The sequence below is a fragment of the Bradyrhizobium sp. WSM471 genome (assembly GCF_000244915.1).
In the GTDB taxonomy this organism is placed as follows: domain Bacteria; phylum Pseudomonadota; class Alphaproteobacteria; order Rhizobiales; family Xanthobacteraceae; genus Bradyrhizobium.
Genome location: NZ_CM001442.1, coordinates 3053117 through 3074352, shown reverse-complemented (window position 1 = coordinate 3074352; position 21236 = coordinate 3053117). Strand labels below are relative to the sequence as shown.

20 protein-coding genes are annotated in these 21236 nt (G+C 64.8%); 8 read left to right on the top strand and 12 right to left on the bottom strand.

Annotated features, from left to right (window positions below; all coding sequences use genetic code 11):
• Positions 1 to 52: 52 nt before the first annotated feature.
• The 3 genes from otnK to ltnD are packed head-to-tail and all read right to left on the bottom strand — an operon-like array spanning position 53 to position 3053.
• On the bottom strand, positions 53 to 1342 hold the full coding sequence (gene otnK, locus BRA471DRAFT_RS13350) for a 3-oxo-tetronate kinase (RefSeq protein WP_007607967.1): 1290 nt from the start codon (positions 1340 to 1342) through the stop codon (positions 53 to 55).
• Entirely contained in the window at positions 1339 to 2121 is a 783-nt protein-coding gene (gene otnI, locus BRA471DRAFT_RS13345) for a 2-oxo-tetronate isomerase (RefSeq protein WP_007607966.1), read from the bottom strand. The genes otnK and otnI overlap by 4 nt, the downstream gene beginning before the upstream one ends.
• Before the next feature lie 14 nt (positions 2122 to 2135).
• Positions 2136 to 3053 (bottom strand): L-threonate dehydrogenase, encoded by a 918-nt coding sequence (ltnD, locus tag BRA471DRAFT_RS13340; protein WP_007607965.1) that lies wholly within the window; start codon positions 3051 to 3053, stop codon positions 2136 to 2138.
• Positions 3054 to 3156: 103 nt separating this feature from the next.
• Here ltnD and BRA471DRAFT_RS13335 point away from each other — a divergent pair, with 103 nt between their 5' ends.
• Entirely contained in the window at positions 3157 to 3849 is a 693-nt protein-coding gene (locus BRA471DRAFT_RS13335) for an aldolase (protein WP_007607964.1), read from the top strand.
• 128 nt (positions 3850 to 3977) lie between these two features.
• Here the strand turns inward: BRA471DRAFT_RS13335 and BRA471DRAFT_RS13330 are convergent, their stop codons facing one another.
• From BRA471DRAFT_RS13330 to BRA471DRAFT_RS13305, 6 genes are all read right to left on the bottom strand, one after another.
• A complete protein-coding gene (locus BRA471DRAFT_RS13330) occupies positions 3978 to 4682 on the bottom strand; it encodes an ABC transporter ATP-binding protein (RefSeq protein WP_007607963.1) in 705 nt (234 codons plus the stop codon).
• Positions 4666 to 5397: an ABC transporter ATP-binding protein gene (locus BRA471DRAFT_RS13325; RefSeq protein ID WP_007607962.1), complete on the bottom strand. Its 732-nt coding sequence runs from the start codon at positions 5395 to 5397 to the stop codon at positions 4666 to 4668. The genes BRA471DRAFT_RS13330 and BRA471DRAFT_RS13325 overlap by 17 nt, the downstream gene beginning before the upstream one ends.
• Complete coding sequence (locus BRA471DRAFT_RS13320) at positions 5394 to 6377, bottom strand: branched-chain amino acid ABC transporter permease (protein ID WP_007607961.1); 984 nt, start codon at positions 6375 to 6377, stop codon at positions 5394 to 5396. Before BRA471DRAFT_RS13320 ends, BRA471DRAFT_RS13325 begins: the two co-directional genes overlap by 4 nt.
• A complete protein-coding gene (locus BRA471DRAFT_RS13315) occupies positions 6377 to 7255 on the bottom strand; it encodes a branched-chain amino acid ABC transporter permease (protein ID WP_007607960.1) in 879 nt (292 codons plus the stop codon). The genes BRA471DRAFT_RS13320 and BRA471DRAFT_RS13315 overlap by 1 nt, the downstream gene beginning before the upstream one ends.
• Positions 7256 to 7407: 152 nt before the next feature.
• The gene (locus tag BRA471DRAFT_RS13310) at positions 7408 to 8652 is read right to left on the bottom strand and encodes an ABC transporter substrate-binding protein (protein WP_007607959.1); all 1245 of its coding nucleotides are present in this window, start codon (positions 8650 to 8652) and stop codon (positions 7408 to 7410) included.
• A 90-nt stretch (positions 8653 to 8742) separates the two neighbouring features.
• Positions 8743 to 9558, bottom strand: a complete 816-nt coding sequence (locus tag BRA471DRAFT_RS13305; protein WP_007607957.1) for a putative hydro-lyase — start codon at positions 9556 to 9558, stop codon at positions 8743 to 8745.
• Positions 9559 to 9678: 120 nt separating this feature from the next.
• Here BRA471DRAFT_RS13305 and BRA471DRAFT_RS13300 point away from each other — a divergent pair, with 120 nt between their 5' ends.
• The 4 genes from BRA471DRAFT_RS13300 to BRA471DRAFT_RS13285 all read left to right on the top strand — a co-directional run bounded on the left by BRA471DRAFT_RS13300 (position 9679) and on the right by BRA471DRAFT_RS13285 (position 14084).
• Positions 9679 to 10596: a LysR family transcriptional regulator gene (locus BRA471DRAFT_RS13300; RefSeq protein ID WP_007607955.1), complete on the top strand. Its 918-nt coding sequence runs from the start codon at positions 9679 to 9681 to the stop codon at positions 10594 to 10596.
• Positions 10597 to 10714: 118 nt separating this feature from the next.
• Entirely contained in the window at positions 10715 to 11965 is a 1251-nt protein-coding gene (locus BRA471DRAFT_RS13295; protein ID WP_007607953.1) for a Zn-dependent hydrolase, read from the top strand.
• A gap of 12 nt (positions 11966 to 11977) precedes the next feature.
• Positions 11978 to 12889 carry an NAD(P)-dependent oxidoreductase gene (locus BRA471DRAFT_RS13290; RefSeq protein WP_007607950.1) on the top strand — a complete coding sequence of 304 codons (912 nt, stop codon included), beginning with the start codon at positions 11978 to 11980 and terminating at the stop codon, positions 12887 to 12889.
• A 121-nt stretch (positions 12890 to 13010) separates the two neighbouring features.
• Positions 13011 to 14084 (top strand): malate/lactate/ureidoglycolate dehydrogenase, encoded by a 1074-nt coding sequence (locus tag BRA471DRAFT_RS13285; protein WP_007607948.1) that lies wholly within the window; start codon positions 13011 to 13013, stop codon positions 14082 to 14084.
• A 167-nt stretch (positions 14085 to 14251) separates the two neighbouring features.
• Here the strand turns inward: BRA471DRAFT_RS13285 and BRA471DRAFT_RS13280 are convergent, their stop codons facing one another.
• The gene (locus BRA471DRAFT_RS13280) at positions 14252 to 15325 is read right to left on the bottom strand and encodes a tartrate dehydrogenase (protein WP_007607947.1); all 1074 of its coding nucleotides are present in this window, start codon (positions 15323 to 15325) and stop codon (positions 14252 to 14254) included.
• Positions 15326 to 15482: 157 nt separating this feature from the next.
• Between BRA471DRAFT_RS13280 and BRA471DRAFT_RS13275 the strand changes: the two genes are divergently transcribed.
• Positions 15483 to 16259 (top strand): SDR family oxidoreductase, encoded by a 777-nt coding sequence (locus tag BRA471DRAFT_RS13275; protein ID WP_007607946.1) that lies wholly within the window; start codon positions 15483 to 15485, stop codon positions 16257 to 16259.
• Positions 16260 to 16385: 126 nt separating this feature from the next.
• On the top strand, positions 16386 to 17804 hold the full coding sequence (locus tag BRA471DRAFT_RS13270; RefSeq protein ID WP_007607943.1) for an amidase: 1419 nt from the start codon (positions 16386 to 16388) through the stop codon (positions 17802 to 17804).
• A 175-nt stretch (positions 17805 to 17979) separates the two neighbouring features.
• Here the strand turns inward: BRA471DRAFT_RS13270 and BRA471DRAFT_RS13265 are convergent, their stop codons facing one another.
• Positions 17980 to 19086 (bottom strand): amino acid ABC transporter permease, encoded by a 1107-nt coding sequence (locus BRA471DRAFT_RS13265; RefSeq protein ID WP_007607941.1) that lies wholly within the window; start codon positions 19084 to 19086, stop codon positions 17980 to 17982.
• Positions 19087 to 19088: 2 nt separating this feature from the next.
• On the bottom strand, positions 19089 to 20276 hold the full coding sequence (locus BRA471DRAFT_RS13260) for an amino acid ABC transporter permease (RefSeq protein WP_007607939.1): 1188 nt from the start codon (positions 20274 to 20276) through the stop codon (positions 19089 to 19091).
• A gap of 86 nt (positions 20277 to 20362) precedes the next feature.
• On the opposite strand from BRA471DRAFT_RS13260, the gene BRA471DRAFT_RS13255 reads away from it, so the two are divergent.
• Positions 20363 to 21235, top strand: coding sequence for a MurR/RpiR family transcriptional regulator (locus BRA471DRAFT_RS13255; protein WP_007607937.1), 873 nt, complete (start codon positions 20363 to 20365; stop codon positions 21233 to 21235).
• The last annotated feature ends 1 nt before the right edge of the window (position 21236 follow it).

Sequence of the window (21236 nt, the reverse complement as noted above, 5' to 3'; positions counted from 1 at the left end):
TACGAGTACGAAGCCCGAAACAAATGAACAGGGCGCTAAAAATGCCCTGCGCTCAGCGCATGAGCCCAAGCGCGTCGGAGAAAAACTCCGCGCCGCCGAAATTTCCGGACTTCAAGGCGAGCAACATGTCGCCTTTTTCAGCACCGACTGCACGCAGCACCGGGACGCCGGCTGCGATCTCTACTCCCACCAGAAATCCGGGAATCTTCAACCGGTCGACCACGGCGCCGGATGTTTCCCCGCCGGCAACGACCAGGCGCTTGACGCCGGCTTGCACCAGACCCTCGGCGATGTCGGCCATCGCCTGCTCGATGGCGTGACCGGCCGCGTCCCGACCATGGCGCGCCTGGAGCGCTGCGACCTGATCGGGCGTCGAGCTCGATGCGATCAGGACCGGACCGTCCGCCAGTCGCGGCTTCGCCCAGGCCAGCGCGCGCTGCGCCTCGTCCTTGCCCGTAGTAATACGGTCCGGATCGAGATGCAGTACCGGCATGACGCGCTCGGCATTCGCGATCTGCTGGAGCGTCGCCTGCGAGCAGCTTCCGGCAAGGCACGCCGCCGGTCCGCCGACCGCTGCCCTCGCTTCGCTGCTCGCCGCAGCCGGCTTGACCTTGCCCGTCGACACCAGCGCCCGCGCCAGCCCAAGACCCATGCCGGAGGCGCCGACCGACAGCCGATGCTGGGCAGCGACGAGGCCGATGGTCTCGAGGTCGCGATCGAACGCGGCATCGATGATCGCCGCGCCAATGCCCTTGCCCGCGAGTTCGGCGAGCCGCGCCCGCACGGCATCCGCGCCGCGGGTAACGGTGGCGAGGTCGACGAGGCCGATTTGCGTCCTGCTCTGGCGCGCCAGCACCCGCACCAGGTTGGAATCGTGCATCGGGTTGAGCGGATGGTCCTTCAGCGGGCTCTCGTTCAGCGGCACGGCGCCCACGAACAGATTGCCCTGGTAGACGGTGCGGCCGGTCTCCGGAAACGCCGGCGTCACCAGCACGGCCGCCTCGCTGCAATCGGCGCGCAGCGCGTCCATCACCGGGCCGATATTGCCGGCATCGGTGGAATCGAACGTCGAGCATATCTTGAATAGCACGTGGCTCGCACCGCGGCCGCGCAGCCATGTCTCGGCCGCGCGCGAGCGCGACACGGCAAGGCCGGCCTCGATCGAGCGGCTCTTCAAGGACACCACGACGGCGTCGATCTCGGGCAGTGCCAGATCATCGGCGGGTATGCCGATGGTCTGCACCGTGCGCAGGCCGGCGCGCGTCAGCGTGTTGGCGAGGTCGGAGGCGCCGGTGTAGTCGTCGGCAATGCAGCCAAGAGATATTTTCGCTGCAAGAGTCACGGCTTCACTTCCGCATAAGGCCTAAACCAGGCGAGGCCGTCGGTGGTCTTGCCGCGCGGATTATATTCGCAGCCGACGAAGCCGGCATAGCCGAGCCGGTCGAGCTCGTCGAACAGGAACGGATAGTTCAGCTCCTCGCCGTCGGGCTCGTTGCGCGAGGGAATGCTGGCGATCTGGATGTGGCCGATCAGCGGCATCATCTCGCGCAGCCGCATCGTGACGTCACCATGGATGATCTGGCAGTGATAAATGTCGAACTGGAGTTTCAGGTTCGGAAGCCTCAGCTCCTGAATCAGGTCGCGCGCGAAGCCGAAATCGTTGAGGAAATAGCCGGGCACGTTGCGCGCGTTGATCGGCTCGAGCACGATGTCGATACCGTGCGGCGCAAAGAACTCGGCGGCCCACGCCACCGATTTGTAGAACGCCTCGATGGCGACGCGCTCGCCGCGATTGGCGATGCCTGCCATCAAATGCAGCCGCTTGACGCCGGTCGCCTTGGCGTAGGGCAGCGCGGTCTCCAGGCTCGCCTTCAGCTCGGGGAATCGCGACGGGAGCGCCGCAAAGCCCTTCTCGCCGGCATTCCAGTCGCCCGGCGGTAGGTTGAACAGCGCCTGCGTCAAGCCGTTGCGCTTGAGCCGCTCGCCGACCGCCTCGGCCGGATGCTCATAGGGAAAGAGAAACTCGACGGCGGTGAAGCCGGCTGCCGCAGCGGCGTCGAAGCGGTCGAGGAACGGCACCTCGGTGAACATCATCGAGAGATTGGCGGCAAAACGGGGCATGGGAATCCTCTTGTCTACTTGTCGCCGGGCAGCTTCACGCCGGTGACCTGCGCATACATCCGCGCCACCGACGCATCGTCGTCGCGGCCCATGCCGGCGGCTGATGTCATCAAGAACATCTGGAGTGCTGCGGCGGAGACCGGAACCGGGAATCTGGCACTGCGCGCCATGTCCTGGATGATGCCGAGATCCTTGACGAAGATCTCGACCGCACTGCGCGGCGTGTAATCGCCGTCGAGCACGTGCGGCATGCGGTTCTCGAACATCCAGGAGTTTCCGGCGGACGCCGTGATCACCTCATAAACCTTGCGGATGTCGAGACCCTGCTTGGCCGCGAACGCGATCGCCTCGCTAGCGGCGGCGATATGCACGCCGGCGAGCAACTGGTTGATCATCTTGAAGGCGGCGCCCTGGCCTGCGGCGTCGCCAAGCTCGTAGAGTTTTGCGGCCATGGCATCGAGCGCGGGCCGCGCTTTCTCAAACGCAGCCGGGCTGCCGGAGGCGAGGATCGTCAGCTCGCCTTGCGCTGCGCGCTGCGCCCCGCCGGAGATCGGCGCATCCAGATAGTGCCGGCCCGTCGCCTCCAACTGCCTGGCGAGACGCCGCGCCACGTCGGGATCCATAGTCGCCGACGACAGGAAGACGCTGTCCTTGGCCATGGCTTCGGCGACGCCGTCCTTGCCGAACAGGATGGTCTCGGTCTGCGCGGCATTGACGACGACGCTGACGACGATGTCGGCGCCCCTGGCAGCTTCGGCCGGCGTCTTGGCGCCCGCGCCGCCCTCCGTCACGAAGCGCGCGACCGCATCAGCCGAGACGTCGCAGCCGGTGACGACATGACCGGCGCGCTTCAGCGAGGTCGCCATGCCAAACCCCATCGAGCCGAGCCCGATGACGGCGATGCGCTGATTCTGTGACGTGGAGGCGGACATGCAACTGATCCTTGCGACGTTTCCCGGAGGGCCGCCCTTTGCGGCAGCTTGGCAACCGAATAACACGGCTTGGCCGCGCTGCCAAAGCGTGAGACAAACGGCCATGACGGCCATGAGCAAAGAGACATTGCTGCGTGAGGATATCTGCCGCTTCGGACGGTCCCTGTTCGAGCGTGGGCTGACGCCCGGCTCCTCCGGCAATATCAGCGTCAGGCTGGACGGCGGCGGCTGGCTGGTGACGCCGACCAATGCCTCGCTCGGCTTCCTCGATCCCGCAAAACTGTCGCGGCTGGACGATCAGGGCCGGCTGGTTTCGGGCGATGCGCCGACCAAGGAGGTTCCGCTGCACAATGCGCTCTACGCCACGCGCGGAAGCGCAAGGGCGATCGTGCATCTGCATTCTACCCATTCGGTCGCGCTGTCGATGCTGCCGGAGATCGATCCGCGCGCCGCGCTGCCGCCGATGACGGCCTATTATCTGATGAAATGCGGCGCCACCGCGCTCGTGCCTTATTACCGCCCTGGCGATCCCGCGGTCGCCGATGCGATCAGGGGGCTGGCGGGGAAGTACTCATCCGTGCTGCTCGCCAATCACGGCCCCGTCGTCGCGGGCGACACGCTGGAAGCGGCGGTGTTCGCGACGGAGGAGCTGGAGGAGACGGCGAAGCTGTATCTGCTGCTGCGCGGAATGAACCCGCGGTATTTGTCGCCGGAGCAGGTGACGGATCTGGTGAAGGTGTTTGGGGTATCGCTGCCGGAGCACGGGCACGAACCCCACACACCGCCGTCATCCTGAGGTGCGAGCGGCGCGATGCGAAGCATCGCGCCGGGAGCCTCGAAGGATGGGCTACAGGCGCTTGCTGCTCATCCTTCGAGGCGCGCAAGAGCGCGCACCTCAGGATGACGACTGTGCTCGCGGCGATGCTACAGCCCGAGATACGCCTTGCGCACGTCCGGATTGCCCTTGATCTCGCTTGCTGCGCCCTGCATCAGCACGCGGCCGGTTTGCAGGATGTAGGCGCGGTCGGCGATCTCCAGGCACTCCGCCATGCGCTGCTCGACGATCAGCACGGTCATGCCGGCATCGCGGATGCGCTTCACGGCCTGGAATATCTCGTCGACCAGCTTCGGCATGATGCCCTGCGAAGGCTCGTCCAGCATCAACAGCCGCGGGCGCGTCATCAGCGCACGGCCGATCGCGAGCATCTGCTGCTCGCCGCCGGAGAGGGTCTCGGCGCGCTGTTCGAGCCGTTCCGAGAGACGCGGAAACAGCTGGAACACGAGATCGAGCGGACTCTCGCGGTCGGCCTCGCCGCGATAGAGATAGCTGCCGAGGCGCAGATTGTCGCGCACGGAGAGGCGCGGAAACAGGCGGCGGTTCTCCGGCACATAGGCGATGCCGGTCGCGGTGATGTGATGCTGCGCCATGCCGTCGAGGCGCTTGCCGTCGAACGTCACCGTGCCCGAACGCGGGCGCTCGGCACCGGCGATGGATTTGAGCAGCGTCGACTTGCCCGCGCCGTTGGCGCCGGCGACGCAGACGATCTCGCCCTTGGCGACCTCGATGCTGACCGCGGAGATCGCGACCAGGCCCTGATAGGCGGTCGTGACTTCACGCACCGACAGCATGACGATCTCCCAGATATGCGCTGATCACCTTGGGATCGCGGACGATTTCAGTGGGCTTGCCCTCGACCAGCACCTTGCCGAGGTCGAGCACGATGGCCCGGTCGACCAGCGGCATCACGATCTCCATGACGTGCTCGACCATCAGCACGGTGATGCCGGCGTCACGCACCTTGCGCACCAGCGCCACACCGGTCTGTGCCTCGGTCGGCGTCAGGCCGGTGAGGACTTCGTCGAGCAGCAGCAGTTTCGGTTCTGTCGCAAGCGCGCGCGCGACTTCGAGGCGGCGTTTTTCGGCCGGCACGAGGTCGCTCGCGAGCACGTTGGCGCGCGCGGCAAGGCCGGTAAATTCGAGCACCTCATGCGCCTTGCGGCGTGCCTCGCGCATCACGGTGTTGCGCACGAGCGCACCGACGATGACGTTGTCGATAACAGTCATGGTCTCGAAGCTCTTGACCACCTGGAAGGTGCGGCCAACGCCGCGCTGGCAGCGCTCGGCTGCCGGCATGCTGGTGACATCCTCGCCGTCGAACCAGATCGAGCCTTGCGTCGGCGGCAGCACGCCGGCGATGAGATTGAACAACGTCGACTTGCCGGCACCATTCGGGCCGATCAGGCCGACGATCTCGCCGCGGCCGACCGAGATCGAGACGTCGCTGTTGGCGACGAGGCCGCCGAACCGCTGCCAGACGCCGCGGGTTTCAAGCAGCGGGATCATCGCGTGGCTCCCTTCCGCTTCGCACGAGAGAACAGACTCACCAGACCCTGCGGCAGGGCGAGCGAAATCAACACGATCAGCGTGCCGTAGACGATGAGGTCGACGCCGCGGCCGGAGCCGCCGATATAGGAGCGCGTCAGCTCCGTCATCGGGATCAGGATGACCGCCCCTAACACGGGCCCCCAGAGGGTGCCGATGCCGCCAAGCACCGCCGGCAACGCCATCAGCAGCGAGAACTGGAAGCCCATGACGCTTTCAGGATCGATATAGGCGAGAAACTGCGCGTAGAAGGCGCCGCCGATGGCAACGAGGAAAGCGGAGACGGCAGCCGCGCCCATCTTGGAGTTGAACACGACGACGCCGAGGCTCTCGGCCGCTTCCGGATTGTCCTTCACCGCGCGCCACCAGAAGCCCCATTTGGAGTCCTCTAACCACCAGGTGACGAACCAGGCGAGGCTGCATAGCACCAGTGCGAAATAGAAGTACGGCAGCTTGCTGCGCATGAACTGGAACTTCAGCCAACTGTCGCCGCGCACCGGAATGGTGATTCCCATCGCGGCCCCCGCCCATTCCCAGTTCTGGAACAACAGCAGCCCGATCTCGGCGATGACGATGGTCGCGATCACGAAATAATGGCCGCGCAGGCGGAAGAAGGGATAGCCGAGCCCCATCGCGATCGCGGCCGCGACTGCGCCGCCGGCGAGCATGCCGAACCATGGCAGCACGCCGAACTTGGTGAACAGAAGCTCGGTGGTGTAGGCGCCGATGCCGAAATAGAGCGCATGTCCCAGCGAGATCTGGCCGCAATAGCCGGAGAGAATGTTCCAGCTCTGCGACAGCGCCGCATACATCAAGGTCAGGATCAGGATGTTCTGGACGTAGACGTCCTTGATGAACAGCGGAGCGAGCGCCGCCAGGGCGGTCAGCACCGCTGCGATGATGAGGTCGCGGCGGCGCCGCGCGGCGAAATCCTTGTCCATCACATCGATCCGAACAGGCCGCGCGGCCGGATGAAGACGACCAGCAGGTAGACGGCGTAGATGCCGACCGATTTCAGCGACGGCGGCAGCACCAGCGCGGTGGTGGCCTCGACCAGGCCGACGATGATCCCGCCGGCGAAAGCGCCGAACACGCTGCCGAAGCCGCCGAGCGCGACCGTGACGTAGGCGATCAGCGCAAAGGACGCACCGACGTCGGGATAGATATAGAAGAAGCTTGCCATGATCGCTCCAGCGAGGCCGACCAGCGCGGCACCAAGCCCCCAGCCGAGCGCGAACACGCGATTCTTGTCGATGCCGACCAGCGCCACGGCGCCGGGATCTTCCCGGGTCGCTTCCAGCGCACGGCCGAAATCAGTGCGGTGGATGAACAAATAGAGCCCGGCGAAGGCCAGGATCGAGACCAGCGCGCCGATGAGTTGCGGCGCCGGCAGGAAGATGCCGGCGATCGAGATGGTTTTGCCACCGAACCAGGACTGCGGAATGCTGCGATAGTCCGGCGTGAAGAAGAACTGCGCGAGGCCGCGCATGAGGATGGCGAGGCCGAAGGTGGTGAAGATCTGCACCATGCCGGCATTGGCCTTGGCCCGCATGGCAAAGCGTACAACGAGCAGATAGACCACCGCTCCGAAAACGAACATGGCCGCGGCGACCAATGGCGCCGATAGCAGGGGATCGATCGCGAAGAAGGCGAACAGAAAAAAGGACAGGTACATCGCGAGCATCAGGAACTCGCCATGGGCGAAGTTCGTGACGTCCATCAGGCCGAAGATCAGCGCGAGGCCGACGGCGATGAGTCCGTAGAGCAGGCCCATCAGGAGGCCGCTCGCGAGACTTTGGATAATGGTTTGGGCTGTCAAAAGTCTGTCCCCCGAACTACGTCCTCATCCTGAGGAGCGCGCACCGCGCGCGTCTCGAAGGATGGCCCAGCCCTCGTCTTTCGAGACGCGGGCTGCGCCCGCTCCTCAGGATGAGGGCGGGAGCTACGATCTGTGCTCCCGCTCGCCGTGTCTTACTTCATCGGCCAGATCGCCTCGGCGATCGCGGCTTGCGGCGGGAAGATGGTGACGAACTTGCCGCCGACATATTGCAGCAGCACCGGGTCGGCGTCGTTGTTCTGGCCCATCTCGTCGAACTTGACGCGCTTCCAGGGCATGATGGTCTGCTCGCCCGGGATGTCGGTGGCGGCCAGCGCGTCGCGGATCTTTTCGCCGTCGGTCGACTTGGCGCGGCTGATGGCGTCGGCGAGGATGATCAGGCCCATGAACTGACGCGAGGTGAGATCGTTGAAATCCTTGCCCGACCGCGTCTTGAACATATCGTTGATCTTGCCGACCATCGGGCGCTTCTGCGCGAGATCGAGCGAGAAGGTGCCGCGCGAGATCACGCCTTCGAGCTTGTCGCCGACGGCGTCGTAGAGCGCCTTCTCGGAGAAGCCGGCGTCCTGCGCGACGATCGCGTTCGGCTTGTAACCGAGCTCGCCCATGGTCTTCACCAGCAGGATGCCGTCAGTGGTGTAGCTCGAGGGCATCAACACGTCGGCGTTCGCGCTCTTGAGCTGCTGCACCTCGGCCGAGAGCGAGGGCGAGTTGGCGCGATACTTGATGTCGGAGACGATCTTGTAGCCGCGCTCGCCGGCGATCTTGGCCTGGGCGTTGCCGGAATCGGTGCCGAAGATGGTGTCCTCGTGGAACAGCGACAGCGTCTCGATCTTGGTGCCCTTCTTCTTCAATGCATCGAAGAAGTCGAACATCGCGGCCGAGTACATCTCGTCGTGCGGCGCGGCGCGGAAGTAATATTTCAGGCCGCGGCGGTGCAGGCTGGGCGAGGAGTTGTCCGCGGAGACGAACGGGATCTGATAGCGCTCGCAGATCTGGCTGACGGTGACGGCGACCGCGCTCTGATAGGTACCGATGATGGCGCAGACCTTCTCTTGCGTGATCAGGCGCTCGGCCTCGGCGCGGCCCTTCTGCGGATCGGCTTGGTGGTCGGCGAAGACGAGGCGCACTTTTGCCCCGCCGAGACCCGGCAGGCCCTCGCCCTTCGCCAGCGGCAGGTCGAAATCGGTGTTCTTGTTGATGACCTCGAGCGCGGTCTCATACGCCTTCTGCGCGTCGACGCCCTGCTGCGCGCTGCCGCCGGAGAACGGATAGATCACGCCGATCACGACTTCCGAAGTCTGTGCGCGCGCTGCCAGCGGCACGAGCGCGGCCGTAGCGGTGGCTCCCAACAATACGTCGCGGCGAGTGATCGTCATGGCAAAGTCCTCTTGCTACTGAATTTCGGCTGATCGAATGAAGCGATTGATGGATGCGGTAAAGCTCGAAGAAGCGGCAAACACTGCCCACTAAATCACGGCCATGGTCCTGTTCTTCAGATCCGTCACCAGCATCAGGCCCGGTGAATGCGTGATCGCGAACGGAAGCCTGGCAGCGTTGATGACCGATTGGGGCGTCACGCCGCAGGCCCAGAACACCGGGATCTCGTCGTCGGCGACTGGCACCGGATCGCCGTAATCGGGCTTGGCGATGTCCTTGATGCCGATCAGATGCGGATGGCCGAGATGCACGGGCGCGCCGTGCACGGCCGGATAGCGCGAGGTGATCTGCACCGCGCGGATCGCATCCGCCGGCTTGAACGGACGCATCGACACCACCATGGGGCCGGCGAAGGGACCGGACTCGCCGCAGGCGATGTTGGTGCGATACATCGGCACGCGCACATTGTGCTCGATGTGGCGGATCGGCATGCCCTCGTCGAGCAGCGCCTCTTCAAACGAGAACGAGCAGCCAAGCACGAAGGTCACGAGATCGTCGCGCCAGTATTTGGTGACGTCGGTCGGCTCGTCCACGACATCGCCGTCGCGCCAGACGCGATAGCGCGGCACGTCGGTGCGAATGTCGAGATCGGCGCCCAGCGCCGGGATGTGCGGACTGCCGACGTCGGACATGCCGATGATCGGGCATGGCTTGGGGTTGAGCTGGCAGAAGCGGTGAAAGGCGCCGGCATGTTCCGCCGGCAGGATGGCCAGATTGCCCTGGACGAAGCCGGGGGCGACGCCGGCGGTGGAGGCGACCAGCCCCTCGCGATAGGCGAGCCGCGCCTTGCGGCTCGGGAGCGTGTCGGGCGTTTCAGTTTGCTGCACTGCCACCAAAACAGTCATGAGATCGACCTGCCTATAAACTCGACAAAGACAAGCCAACACCACGCGTGCTATAAAGTCTAATCTTCCTTTCTAATCAATATCGATAAATTTCATTTATCGGTCAGGAAAATCCTTCCAATGCTGGACTTCAGATCGATCGAGACATTCCTCTGGGTTGTGAAGCTCGGCAGCTTTCGCGGCGCCGCAGCACGCCTCAATACGACCCAGCCGGCGATCTCCCAGCGCATCGCCCAGCTCGAGCGCGAGCTGGGGGTGAAGCTGTTGAACCGCGACCACCGCGTGGCCTCGCCGACGCCAAGCGGCCGGCAGATGATGGTCTATGCGGAGAAGCTGATCGGCCTGCGCGCCGCGATGATCGCCGAGATCGGCGACCGCTCGGCAATGCGCGGCGTGATGCGGCTCGGCGTCGCCGAAACCATCGTGCACACCTGGCTGCCGCGGCTCGTGAAGAGCATGAACCAAGTCTACCCGAACCTGTCGCTGGAGATCGAGGTCGACATCACGCCGAACCTCACCGCGCGCCTGCTCGCGCAGGAGATCGAGCTTGCTTTCGTCGTCGGTCCGCTCTCGGCCTCCGGGGTGCACAATCGCGTCCTTGCCGACTATCCGATCGGCTTTCTCGCCAGCCCCTCGCTCGGCCTCGGCCATGGACCGGTGACGCGGGCCGAGCTCGCGCGATTTCCGATCATCACCTTCCCGCGGAAGACGCGGCCCTACGAGGTCGTGCGCGAAGTGTTCGACCGGCCGGAGCTGCCGCCGATCCGGCTGCACGCCTCCGCCTCGCTTGCGACCGTCATCCACATGGCGGTCGAGGGCCTCGGCATCGCCGTGATCCCCGACGCCATCGTCGAGAGCGAGCTTGCAGACGGGCGGCTGCAACTGCTCGACACCGATCTCAAGATCGCGCCGCTGACATTCACCGCGAGCTGGCTCGCCTCGCCCGACGTCGTGGCGGTGCAGCGGGTCGCAGAGCTTGCATGTCAGATTGCGCAGAGCAGCCTCGCAGTTGACGCGCCCGCGCCGGCGCGTCATTGAAACAGGCGCCGGATTTTCTTTCGTCATTCCGGGGCGCTCGAAGAGCGAACCCGGAATCTCGAGATTCCGGGTTCTCGCTTCGCGAGCCCCGGAATGACAGCTAAGATGGACTGACCGCATGAGCCGAGCCGCCACCAATTTGCAAATCGATTCCGCCCGCCTCTGGGGCTCCATCCACGAGACCGCGCAGTTCGGCGCGACGGCCAAGGGCGGCGTGCGGCGGCTGACCCTGAGCGCGGAGGACAAGCTGGTGCGCGACTGGTTCCGCAAGGCCTGCGAGGACGCCGGCTTGGAAGTGCACACCGATGCGCTCGGCTCGCAGTTCGGCCTGCGCAAGGGCCGCGACATGTCGAAGCCGCCGGTCGGCATCGGCTCGCATTTGGACACGCAACCCACCGGCGGCAAGTATGACGGCATTCTGGGAACGCTTGGTGCGCTCGAAGTGATCCGCACGCTGAACGACGCCGGGATCGAGACCGAGGCGCCGATCTGCGTCGTCAACTGGACCAACGAAGAGGGCTCGCGCTTCGCTCCCGCGATGATGGCCTCCGCCGCCTATGTCGGCGACTTCACCACCGACGACATCCTGTCGCGCAAGGACGCCGACGGCACCACCGTCGGCCAGGCGCTCGACGGCATCGGCTATCGCGGCGACAAGCCGGTCGGGTTCCAGAAGCTCGGCTGCTTCGTCGAGTTGCACATCGAGCAGGGCCCGATCCTGGAAGCCGAAGGCAAGACCATCGGCGTGGTCGATTCCGGACAGGGCGTGCTCTGGTACGACGGCAGGATTTCCGGCTTTGAAAGCCATGCCGGATCGACGCCGATGCCGCTGCGGCGCGATGCGCTGGCGACCCTGTCCGAGATCGTGCTGGCGATGGAGGCCATTGCGAAGAAGCACGGGCCGAAGGCCGTCGGCACCATCGGCGAGGCCGTGATCGCAAACCCCTCCCGCAATGTCATTCCCGGCGAGATCGCCTTCACGATGGATTGCCGCAGCGCCGATGGCGCGATCATGGATGCTCTCGATCGCGATCTTCGCAGCGCGATCGCCGAGATCGCCGCACGCCGCAAGGTCGAGGTGAAGATCGACCTGGTCTGGCGCAAGCCGCCGACGCATTTCGATCCCAAATTGATTGCCGCAGTCGAGAACGCGGCGAAGACGCTCGGCTACCCCTCTCGCCGCATCACCTCCGGCGCCGGCCACGACGCCTGCAACCTCAACACAATCATGCCGGCCGCAATGGTGTTCGTGCCCTGCAAGGACGGCATCAGCCATAACGAGCTGGAAGACGCCACGCAGCCCGATTGCGCCGCGGGCACTAACGTCCTCATGCACACGGTGCTGGCGATCGCCGGCGTCGCATCCTGACCGGAGAGAACCATGCGCGGAGTTTTCGTCGACGCCAATGAGGCTCTTGCCGTGATCATGGAGCGGCTGGAGCAACCGGGCGATCCCAAGGTTCGGATCCACAGGGATCCCGACATCAAGCCCGAACAATATCCTGAAATCCTCGACGGCGCCGAGATCGCGATCGTCGACCACACCGCGCTGCCGACCGATGTCGCAAAGAACTGCGCAGGGTTGAAGCACGTCGTGTTCCTCGGCACCGGCGCGCGCAGCTACATGAATCCGGAGGAGCTCGCCGAGCTCGGCATCTCCGTGCACCTGATCAAGGGCTATGGCGACACGGCGGTCGCGGAATGCGCGATCGCGCTGATGTGGGCTTCGGCCCGCGTCATCGCGATGATGGACCGCGAGATGCGCGGCGGAAACTGGCTCCGCGAAGACGGCATGCAGCTCACCGGCAAGACGCTCGGCCTGATCGGCTTCGGCGGTATTGCCGCGGAGGTCGCGCGCATTGCCTCGGGCAGCGGCATGAAGGTGATCGCCTGGAACCGCTCGCCGAAGAGCTATCCGGGCGTGGAATTCGCCGATCTCGACACGGTTTTGGCGAGAGCAGACGTCGTATCGCTGCATCTGCTGCTCAACGACGAGACACGCGGCATGATCACCCGCGAGATGATCGCGAAGATGAAGCCAGGCGTCATCCTCATCAACACCGCCCGCGCCGCCGTCGTCGACGAGGCCGCCATGATCGATGCGCTGAAGTCGGGCCACATCCGCCACGCCGGCCTCGACGTGTTCAACATCGAGCCCCTGCCCGGCGATCATCCGCTGACCAAGCTGCCCAACGTGACGCTGTCGGCGCATTCGGCCTTCCGCACACCGGAGGCGAGCGAGAACCTGATTGGCGCGGCGTGGGAGCACTGCCGCCGGATCGTGAAAACGTAGGGTGGGTTAGCGAAGCGTAACCCACCACTCTCGACGTCCGCGAAGACAGAAGAGGTGGGTTACGGCTTCGCCTAACCCACCCTACGCACCGCAATATTGGGAAGGGATAAGAGCACTAACAATGGCCGATTACCGCACCATCAAGGCACAGCCGCTCATCGAAGCCATCAGTGCCATCGTCAAGGCCGGCGGCTCCACGGACCGCGAGGCCGAGCTCGTGTCCACTAATCTGGTCGAGGCCAACCTCAAGGGACACGACTCGCACGGCGTCGGCATGATCCCACGCTATGTCCAGAGCGTCACCACGGGCGGCCTCGCCGTGAACCAGCACGTCAAGATCGTGCTCGACACCGGTCCGCTTCTCACCCTCGACGGGCTCACCGGGTACGGCCAAGTGATCGGCCATGAAGCGATGGAGCTGGCAGCCGAGCGCGCCAAGCGCAACGGCGTGTGCCTCGTCGGCCTTTCGAACTCACACCACATCGGCCGCATCGGCCACTGGGCCGAGCAGTGCATCGATCACGGGCTGGTCTCGATCCACTTCGTCAATGTGATCTCGCGTCCGATCGTGGCTCCCTGGGGCGGCAGCGATGGGCGCCACGGCACCAACCCGTTCTGCGTCGGCATCCCGCGCGCGGGCAAGGACCCGATCGTGCTCGACTTCGCCACCAGCAGGATCGCGCAGGGCAAGACCCGCGTCGCCCACAACAAGGGCGTCGAGCTCGAGCCCGGCACCATCATCGACAACGAGGGCAAGCCGACCACCAACCCGCGCTACACCGTGATCCCACCGCACGGCGCCATCCTGCCGTTCGGCGAGCACAAGGGTTCGGGGCTCGCGCTGGTGTGCGAAATCCTCGGCGGCGCGCTCTCCGGCGGACAGGTGGTCAAGGGCCCCTCCGATGGCAAGTACAACGTCCTCAACGGCATGCTCTCGATCGTCATCGACCCCGGCAAGCTCGGCACCGGTGACAATCTCGCGCGCGAAGTCGAGAGCTTCGTCGCCTGGCACACCGGCTCACCGCCCGCTGCCGGCGTCGACAAGGTAAAGATCGCCGGCGAGCCCGAGCGCGAGACGAAGCAGAAGCGCCTGGCTGAGGGTATTCCGGTTGATCCGACCACCTGGCAGGAGATCTTGGAGGCCGGGAAGAAGTTCGGACTGGATCAGGCGGCGATCGAGAAGATCGCGGGCTGAGCCATTATAAACCGGTGTCGTCCCGGACAAGCGCAGCGCAGATCCGGGACCCATAACCGCAGGAAGTGGTTTGGCGAAGACTCGCGGTTACCCGCGAGTACCGCAACTCCTCCCTGGGGTATTGGGTCCCGGCCTTCGCCGGGACGACGCGTGGTTGGTGGCCTGCCTTAATCCACCATGTCCGCAACCGCCTTGCCGCAAGCCGTGGTGTCGGCGTTGCCGCCGAGGTCCTTGGTGCGCAGCGTGCGCTCGGCCAGCGTGCGCTCGATTGCATCGACGATCGACTTGCCGGCTTCCTTCTCGCCGAGATGTTCGAGCATCATCGCGCCGGACCAGATTGCGCCGATCGGATTGGCGATGCCCTGCCCCGCGATGTCGGGCGCCGAGCCGTGCACCGGCTCGAACACCGACGGGAAATTGCCCTCGGGATTGATGTTGCCCGACGGCGCGATGCCGATGGTCCCGGTGCAGGCCGGGCCGAGGTCGGACAGGATGTCGCCGAACAGATTGGAGCCGACCACGACGTCGAACCAATCCGGATGCAGCACGAAGTTCGCGGTCAGGATGTCGATGTGGTACTTGTCCCACTTCACGCCCGGAAACTTTGTTGCCATCGCCTCCACGCGCTCGTCCCAATAGGGCATGGTGATGGAGATGCCGTTCGACTTGGTCGCCGAGGTCAGGTGCTTCTTCGGCCGCGACTGCGCGAGCTCGAACGCGAACTTCAGGATGCGATCGACGCCGATGCGGGTCATCACGGTCTGCTGCGTTACGAACTCACGGTCGGTGTCCGGGAACATGCGACCGCCGACGGAGGAATATTCACCTTCGGTGTTCTCGCGCACCACCCAGAAATCAATGTCGCCGGGCTTGCGGTTTGCCAGCGGGGACGGAACGCCCGGCATCAGCCGTACCGGGCGCAGATTCACATACTGATCGAACTCGCGGCGGAACTTGATCAGCGAACCCCAAAGCGAGACGTGATCCGGAATCTTGGCCGGCCAGCCGACCGCGCCGAAATAGATGGCATCGTGCTTGCCGATCTTATCCTTCCAATCGTCCGGCATCATCTGGCCGTGCTTCTCGTAATAGTCCCAGGACGAGAAGTCGAAATGATCGAAATGAAGGGACACGCCGTGCTTCTTCGCCGCGGTCTCCAGGACGCGCAGACCTTCGGGCATCACTTCCTTGCCGATGCCGTCGCCGGGAATGACCGCGATCCGGTATTGTTTCTTGCTCATCGAGAACGTCCTTGATTGCTCCGGCAGCCGCCGCCTTTTTGACCGCACTGCAATGGACCAAACGCGGCGGCAGTGCAACGCTGCACTGCAATGTTGACCATGGCGCGGCCGACCGCCTACTGATTTTATTCCCGTTCCTCTCCTGCGAGTAACTCCCATGGATCTGCATCTGCGTGGCAAGCGCGTCCTGATCACGGGCGCGTCCAAGGGCATCGGCGCAGCCGCCGCCGAGGCCTTTGCCGAGGAAGGCTGCCATCTCCTCCTCGCCGCCCGCAACGGCGATCAGCTCAAGGCTCTGGCCGAGCGCTTGCGCTCGGCGCACCAGATCGATGCCGCCACGTGCATCGTGGATCTGCGCAAGAGCGAGGATTTGACGCGGCTCGCCAAGGAAGCCGCCGACATCGACGTCCTCGTCAACAATGCCGGCGATATTCCCGGTGGCTCCATCGACAAGATCGACGAGGCGACCTGGCGCCACGCCTGGGAATTGAAAGTGTTCGGCTACATCAACCTCACGCGCATGATCTATGCGCAGATGAAGGCGAAGGGCGGCGGCGTGATCGTCAACGACATCGGCGCGGCCGGCGAGAAATTCGACGCCAACTACATTTGCGGCAGCGCCGGTAATGCGGCGCTGATGGCCTTCACCCGCGCGCTCGGGGGCAAGAGCCTCGCCGACAACATCCGCGTGGTCGGCATCAATCCCGGCCCTGTCGGCACCGACCGTCACGTCACCCTGCTGAAGACGCGGGCAAAGCACCAGTTCGGCGACGAGAGCCGCTACAAGGAATTTCAGAAGAGCCTGCCGCTCGGCAGGCCTGCCCATGCGCGCGAGATCGGCGACCTCATGGCGTTCCTGGCGTCGGATCGCGCGGGGTATACGTCGGGCGTGATTTACACGGTGGATGGCGGAATCAGCGCGGGATGGGGTTGATTGCCCCGAGATGATTTAGACGCGGTCATTCCGGGGCGATGCGAAGCATCGAACCCGGAATCTCGAGATTCCGGGTTCGCCCTTCGGTCACCCCGGAATGACAGTCCAGAGTTAGGAGTAAAATAGTTGTCTCAAGACCTGATCCGCGAAACCGCGTGCACCGTCGTCGACAAGCTGCGGTCCGGCGACGTCTCGCCACTGGAGCTCTTGGATGTGCTTGAGAAGCGCATCGGTGAAGTCGATGGCAAGGTCAACGCGCTGCCGACGCTGTGCTTCGAGCGCGCGCGGGATAGCGCAAAGGCGCTGATGCGGAAGCCCGCCGGCGCGCGCGGGCTGCTTGCAGGCCTGCCGGTGCCAATCAAGGACCTGACCGATGTTGCTGGCGTGCTGAACACCCAGGGCTCGCCGATCTTCAAGGACAACATCCCGGCGACGTCTGACATCCTGGTCGAGAATCTCGAGGCCAACGGCGCGGTCGTCTATGCCAAGTCGAACACGCCGGAATTCGGTGCGGGCGCCAACACCTTCAACGAGGTGTTCGGCGCGACCCTCAATCCCTGGGATACGTCCAAATCGGCAGCCGGCTCGTCAGGCGGCGCGGCCGTTGCGCTCGCCACCGGCATGGCCTGGCTCGCGCAAGGCTCCGACATGGGAGGCAGTCTGCGCAGTCCGGCAGCTTTCTGCGGCGTCGTGGGCATGCGGCCCAGCATTGGCCGGGTCGCGCATACTCCAAAATCAGCCATCGATCGTAACCTCGGCGTCGTCGGTCCGATGGCACGCAACGTCGAGGATCTCGCGCTGCTGCTCGATGCCATGAGTGGCGACTATGCGGCCGATCCATTGTCGCTTCCCGCGCCTGCGACCTCATTCCTGTTAGCGGCACAATCGGGCAAGAAGCCGAAGCGCATCGCCTACTCGCCAGACCTCGGCATCACACCGGTGGATCCCGAAGTCAAAGCGATCACGCGGAAGGCGGCGGAACGCTTCGCCGAAGCCGGCACCATCGTCGAGGAGGCGCATCCGGATTGGCGCGAGGCGCATGAGTGCTTCCACGTACTGCGCGCGTTCGACTTCGCGATCAGCAAGGCGCAGCTGCTGCGCACCAAGCGCGACCTGCTCAAGCCCGAAGTGATCTGGAACATCGAGGAAGGCCTCAAGCTCACGATCGAGCAGCTCGAACGCGCCGAGGCGCAGCGCGTCGGCATGACCGCGCGTGCGGTCGAGTTCTTCAAGAGCTACGATCTGCTGCTGGTACCGACCACGATCGTGCCGCCCTTCCCAATCGAGCACCGCTATGTCGCCGAATGCGCCGGCAAGAGGTTCGACAATTACGTCGAGTGGCTCGGCATCGTCTATGCCATCACGCTCGCCTGCTGTCCCGCGCTGTCGCTGCCGTGCGGCTTCACCGCGTCGGGCCTGCCGGTCGGGCTGCAAATCGTCGGGGCTCCGCGCGCGGATGCGCAGGTGATCGCCGGCGCGAAGGTGCTGGAGGATATTCTGGGCGTGCGCGGCACGACGCCGATTGATCCGCGGGTGAAGAAGTAGAACGAGGAAGACGCAGCGGGCTCGGTAGACTCCCTCGCCCCGCTCTTGCGGGGAGAGGGTTGGGGTGAGGGGCTGCTTCCGCGAAGACGGTGACAGTTCAACTCGCGGAGATTCCCCCTCACCCGATCGCTTCGCGATCGACCTCTCCCCGCAAACGGGACGAGGTGAAGAATCCTCACCTTCCGCTCGTCGCCTCCAGGCTCCGGCTATACCGCGACATCGCGAAGCAGAAGACAAAATAGATCCCGGCGACGAAGATGTAGACTTCGACGGAGAATTGCTGCCACGCCGGATCGATGATCGCGGTCTTGGCCGTGGTCAGCAGGTCGAAGATACCGATGATCAGAACGAGGCTGGTGTCCTTGAAGAAGGCGATGAAGGTGTTGACCAGCGGCGGGATGACGTGGCGGATCGCCTGCGGCAGGACGATCAGCCAGTTCTTGCGCCAGTAGGACAGGCCGAGCGCGTCGGCGGCCTCGTATTGTCCGCGGGGCACGGCCTGGAGGCCGCCGCGAATGACTTCGGCAAGATAGGCACCCGCGAACAGGATGATTGCGACCTGCGCGCGCAGGAGCTTGTCGATGTTGAATCCGTTCGGCATGAACAGCGGAAACATCACGCTCGCCATGAACAGCAGACTGACCAGCGGCACGCCGCGGATCAGCTCGACATAGAGCACGCTCAGCGAGCGGATCGCCGGCAGTTTTGAGCGCCGGCCAAGCGCGACGAGGATGCCGAGCGGGAAGCCGAAGGCCAGACCGAAGGTCGCCAGGATCAGCGTCACCGGCAAGCCGCCCCAACGGTCTTGCGAGACGAACGACAAGCCAAGTATGCCGCCCCACATCAGCACGCTGATCAGCGCGAGCGCTCCGATCCAGAGATAGGCCAACTCGCGCCGCCATAAGGCGCGGCGGCTGGAGAGATAGAACAGGGCGATGAACAGCAGTACCGCCAGCGCCGGCCGCCACTGCTCGTCGAACGGATAGGTGCCAAACAGGATGAAGCGGTATTTCTCGGGGATGATCGCCCAGCATGCGCCGACGCCGCGTACCGCGCGGCAGGCGCTGGAATCGTTCGCCGGGGTGAGCCAGACCGCATTGGCGATGCCCCACTGCGCGAAGCTGAAGATGGCCTTTGCGAGCACGGTCAGCAAGATGACCGAGACGATGCCGTTCGGGATCGACGAGAACAGATTGGTGCGCAGCCAGCGCAGCACCGGGTTGCCGATCTGCGGGCGCCGGGCGGCGCGCGGTGCTTCCGGAATGTCGGCGATCGCCGTCATGGTCAGCGCTCCACCAGCGCGATGCGCGAATTGTACCAGTTCATGAAGAAGCTGATGCCGAGGCTGATGGTGAGAAACACCGCCATGATCAAGGCAATGGCCTCGATCGCCTGCCCGGTCTGGTTCAGCGTCGTGTTGGCGATCGAGACCACGTCCTGATAGCCGATCGCCACCGCGAGCGAAGAATTCTTGGTCAGGTTGAGGTACTGGCTCGTCATCGGCGGCACGATGACGCGTAGCGCCTGTGGCAGGATGATCTGCCGCAGCATGAAGCTGCGGCGCAATCCGAGCGCATTGGCGGCATCCCATTGGCCGCGCGGCACCGACTGGATGCCGCTGCGCACGATCTCGGCGATGAAGGCCGAGGTGTAGGTGACGAGCGCGATCAGCAGCGCAAAATATTCCGGCGCCAGCGTCAGCCCGCCGACGAAGTTGAAGCCGCGCAACTCAGGCCATTCGATCGTCCAGGACACGCCGAGAAGCACGGACACCGCCGCAGGCAACACAACGAGCAATCCGAGTCCGAAAGGCCAGGCCGGCCGCGGCTTGCCGTCGCGCATTTGCTGCGCGATGAGCCGCCGCTGGATGACATAGAATACGACAAGTCCGAGCACTGCGGTGCCGAGCACCCAAAGCTGCGGCGTCCCGATCGGAATCGCCGGCAGGATCAGACCGCGATTGGACAGGAACACGCCCTCGATCGGCCGCCATGCCGCGCGCGCGGCCGGCAGCGCCTGCATCAGCACGTACCAGAACAGGAGCTGGAGCAGCAGCGGGATGTCGCGGAGCGTTTCGACATACACCGCGGCCAGCCGCGACAGCAGCCAGTTGGCCGACAGCCGCGAGATGCCGATCACCGTGCCCAGGATCGTTGCAAGCACGATTCCGATCACGGCGACGCGCAGTGTGTTGGCGATGCCGACGACGAAGGCCCAGAGATATGAGTCTCTCGGATTGTAGGCCAGCAGGCTATCGGAGATGGGCATGCCGGCCTCACGGCCGAGGAAGGCAAAACCGGTCGTGATGCGGCGCGCGGAGAGATTGGTGACCGTGTTGGACCAGAGAAAGACGATGACCGCGACCGCGATCCCGACCACCAGGGCCTGCCAGAACAGGCCTTTCAGCTCGCGCTGCCCGAAGGCGCCGAAGAAGCGGCGGCGCGGCGGCGGTCTCGGAGCGTCTGACGTCACAGCACAAAAATCCTTCTCGAGACAACGATTTCCGGCGGCGTACGTCAAGTGTTGCACCAAACTCTGCTTCGTGCAACAAATGTTTCATGGCCGAGCCCGCGAAATCCTCGCCGCTGAGCGAACTGCGCATTGCATTGCCATCGCTTCCGATGCGGTTGCAGGAGGTCGGGCGTTTCGTCGCGGCCAATGATTACGACGCCACGACGCGTTCGATGCGCGATCTCGCAGCGGTTGCCGGTGCCGATCCCGCCGCGTTCACGCGGCTTGCCAAGGCGATCGGCTATTCGGGCTGGGATGAGTTGCGTGCGGCGTTGACGGAGGCACGGCGGCCTTCGCAGATTGCGCCGTTCTCCGGCCGCGCCCGGAGCCGACGCCACGGCCCGAACGCCGATGTCGCGCTCGTCACCGAAAAGCTGGAGGCCGAGGCCGCCGGCCTTCCGCGCATCCCGGCCCAGCCGATTACGGAGGCGGCGCGCGCGCTGCACGACGCAAAGCGGATCTGGATCACCGGCTACCGAAGCTGCCGCAGCGTCGCGGAACTGTTGAACTACGAGCTCCGGCTGTTTCGTCCCGAACAGGTGCAACTCGTCGGCGCGTCCGGCCCCGATGATCTCGACATGGGCGCGTTCCGGCCCGGCGAGGCCGTCATCGTCGTCGGCTTCATGCCCTACACCCATGCGAGCGTCCGGGTTGCGCAGGCCGCCTATCGCTCCGGCGCGGCCTTGATCGCGATCGCCGATAGCCCTTCGGCGCCGATGGCTGAAGGCGCCGACCACGTGCTGCTGTTCGAGGCGGCCTCCTCTCCCGGCTTTTTCCCGAGCCTCACCGGCGCCATTGCCATCGCGCAATCGCTCGCCGCCGTGACGTTTTCGCTCGGCGGCACGGCGGCGAAGAAGCGCCTGGAGAATACCGAGGCGCGGCTGGCCGCGGCCTCAACTTACGTTTCAGAGAAAGGTTGAC

Bases quoted from the DNA above. Each gene is read 5' to 3' on its own strand.
- otnI (WP_007607966.1), bottom strand. From the start codon at position 2,121: ATGCCCCGTTTTGCCGCCAATCTCTCGATGATGTTCACCGAGGTGCCG.
- ltnD (WP_007607965.1), bottom strand. From the start codon at position 3,053: ATGTCCGCCTCCACGTCACAGAATCAGCGCATCGCCGTCATCGGGCTC.
- BRA471DRAFT_RS13335 (WP_007607964.1), top strand. From the start codon at position 3,157: ATGACGGCCATGAGCAAAGAGACATTGCTGCGTGAGGATATCTGCCGC.
- BRA471DRAFT_RS13330 (WP_007607963.1), bottom strand. From the start codon at position 4,682: ATGCTGTCGGTGCGTGAAGTCACGACCGCCTATCAGGGCCTGGTCGCG.
- BRA471DRAFT_RS13325 (WP_007607962.1), bottom strand. From the start codon at position 5,397: ATGATCCCGCTGCTTGAAACCCGCGGCGTCTGGCAGCGGTTCGGCGGC.
- BRA471DRAFT_RS13320 (WP_007607961.1), bottom strand. From the start codon at position 6,377: ATGGACAAGGATTTCGCCGCGCGGCGCCGCCGCGACCTCATCATCGCA.
- BRA471DRAFT_RS13310 (WP_007607959.1), bottom strand. From the start codon at position 8,652: ATGACGATCACTCGCCGCGACGTATTGTTGGGAGCCACCGCTACGGCC.
- BRA471DRAFT_RS13305 (WP_007607957.1), bottom strand. From the start codon at position 9,558: ATGACTGTTTTGGTGGCAGTGCAGCAAACTGAAACGCCCGACACGCTC.
- BRA471DRAFT_RS13300 (WP_007607955.1), top strand. From the start codon at position 9,679: ATGCTGGACTTCAGATCGATCGAGACATTCCTCTGGGTTGTGAAGCTC.
- BRA471DRAFT_RS13295 (WP_007607953.1), top strand. From the start codon at position 10,715: ATGAGCCGAGCCGCCACCAATTTGCAAATCGATTCCGCCCGCCTCTGG.
- BRA471DRAFT_RS13290 (WP_007607950.1), top strand. From the start codon at position 11,978: ATGCGCGGAGTTTTCGTCGACGCCAATGAGGCTCTTGCCGTGATCATG.
- BRA471DRAFT_RS13285 (WP_007607948.1), top strand. From the start codon at position 13,011: ATGGCCGATTACCGCACCATCAAGGCACAGCCGCTCATCGAAGCCATC.
- BRA471DRAFT_RS13280 (WP_007607947.1), bottom strand. From the start codon at position 15,325: ATGAGCAAGAAACAATACCGGATCGCGGTCATTCCCGGCGACGGCATC.
- BRA471DRAFT_RS13275 (WP_007607946.1), top strand. From the start codon at position 15,483: ATGGATCTGCATCTGCGTGGCAAGCGCGTCCTGATCACGGGCGCGTCC.
- BRA471DRAFT_RS13265 (WP_007607941.1), bottom strand. From the start codon at position 19,086: ATGACGGCGATCGCCGACATTCCGGAAGCACCGCGCGCCGCCCGGCGC.
- BRA471DRAFT_RS13255 (WP_007607937.1), top strand. From the start codon at position 20,363: ATGGCCGAGCCCGCGAAATCCTCGCCGCTGAGCGAACTGCGCATTGCA.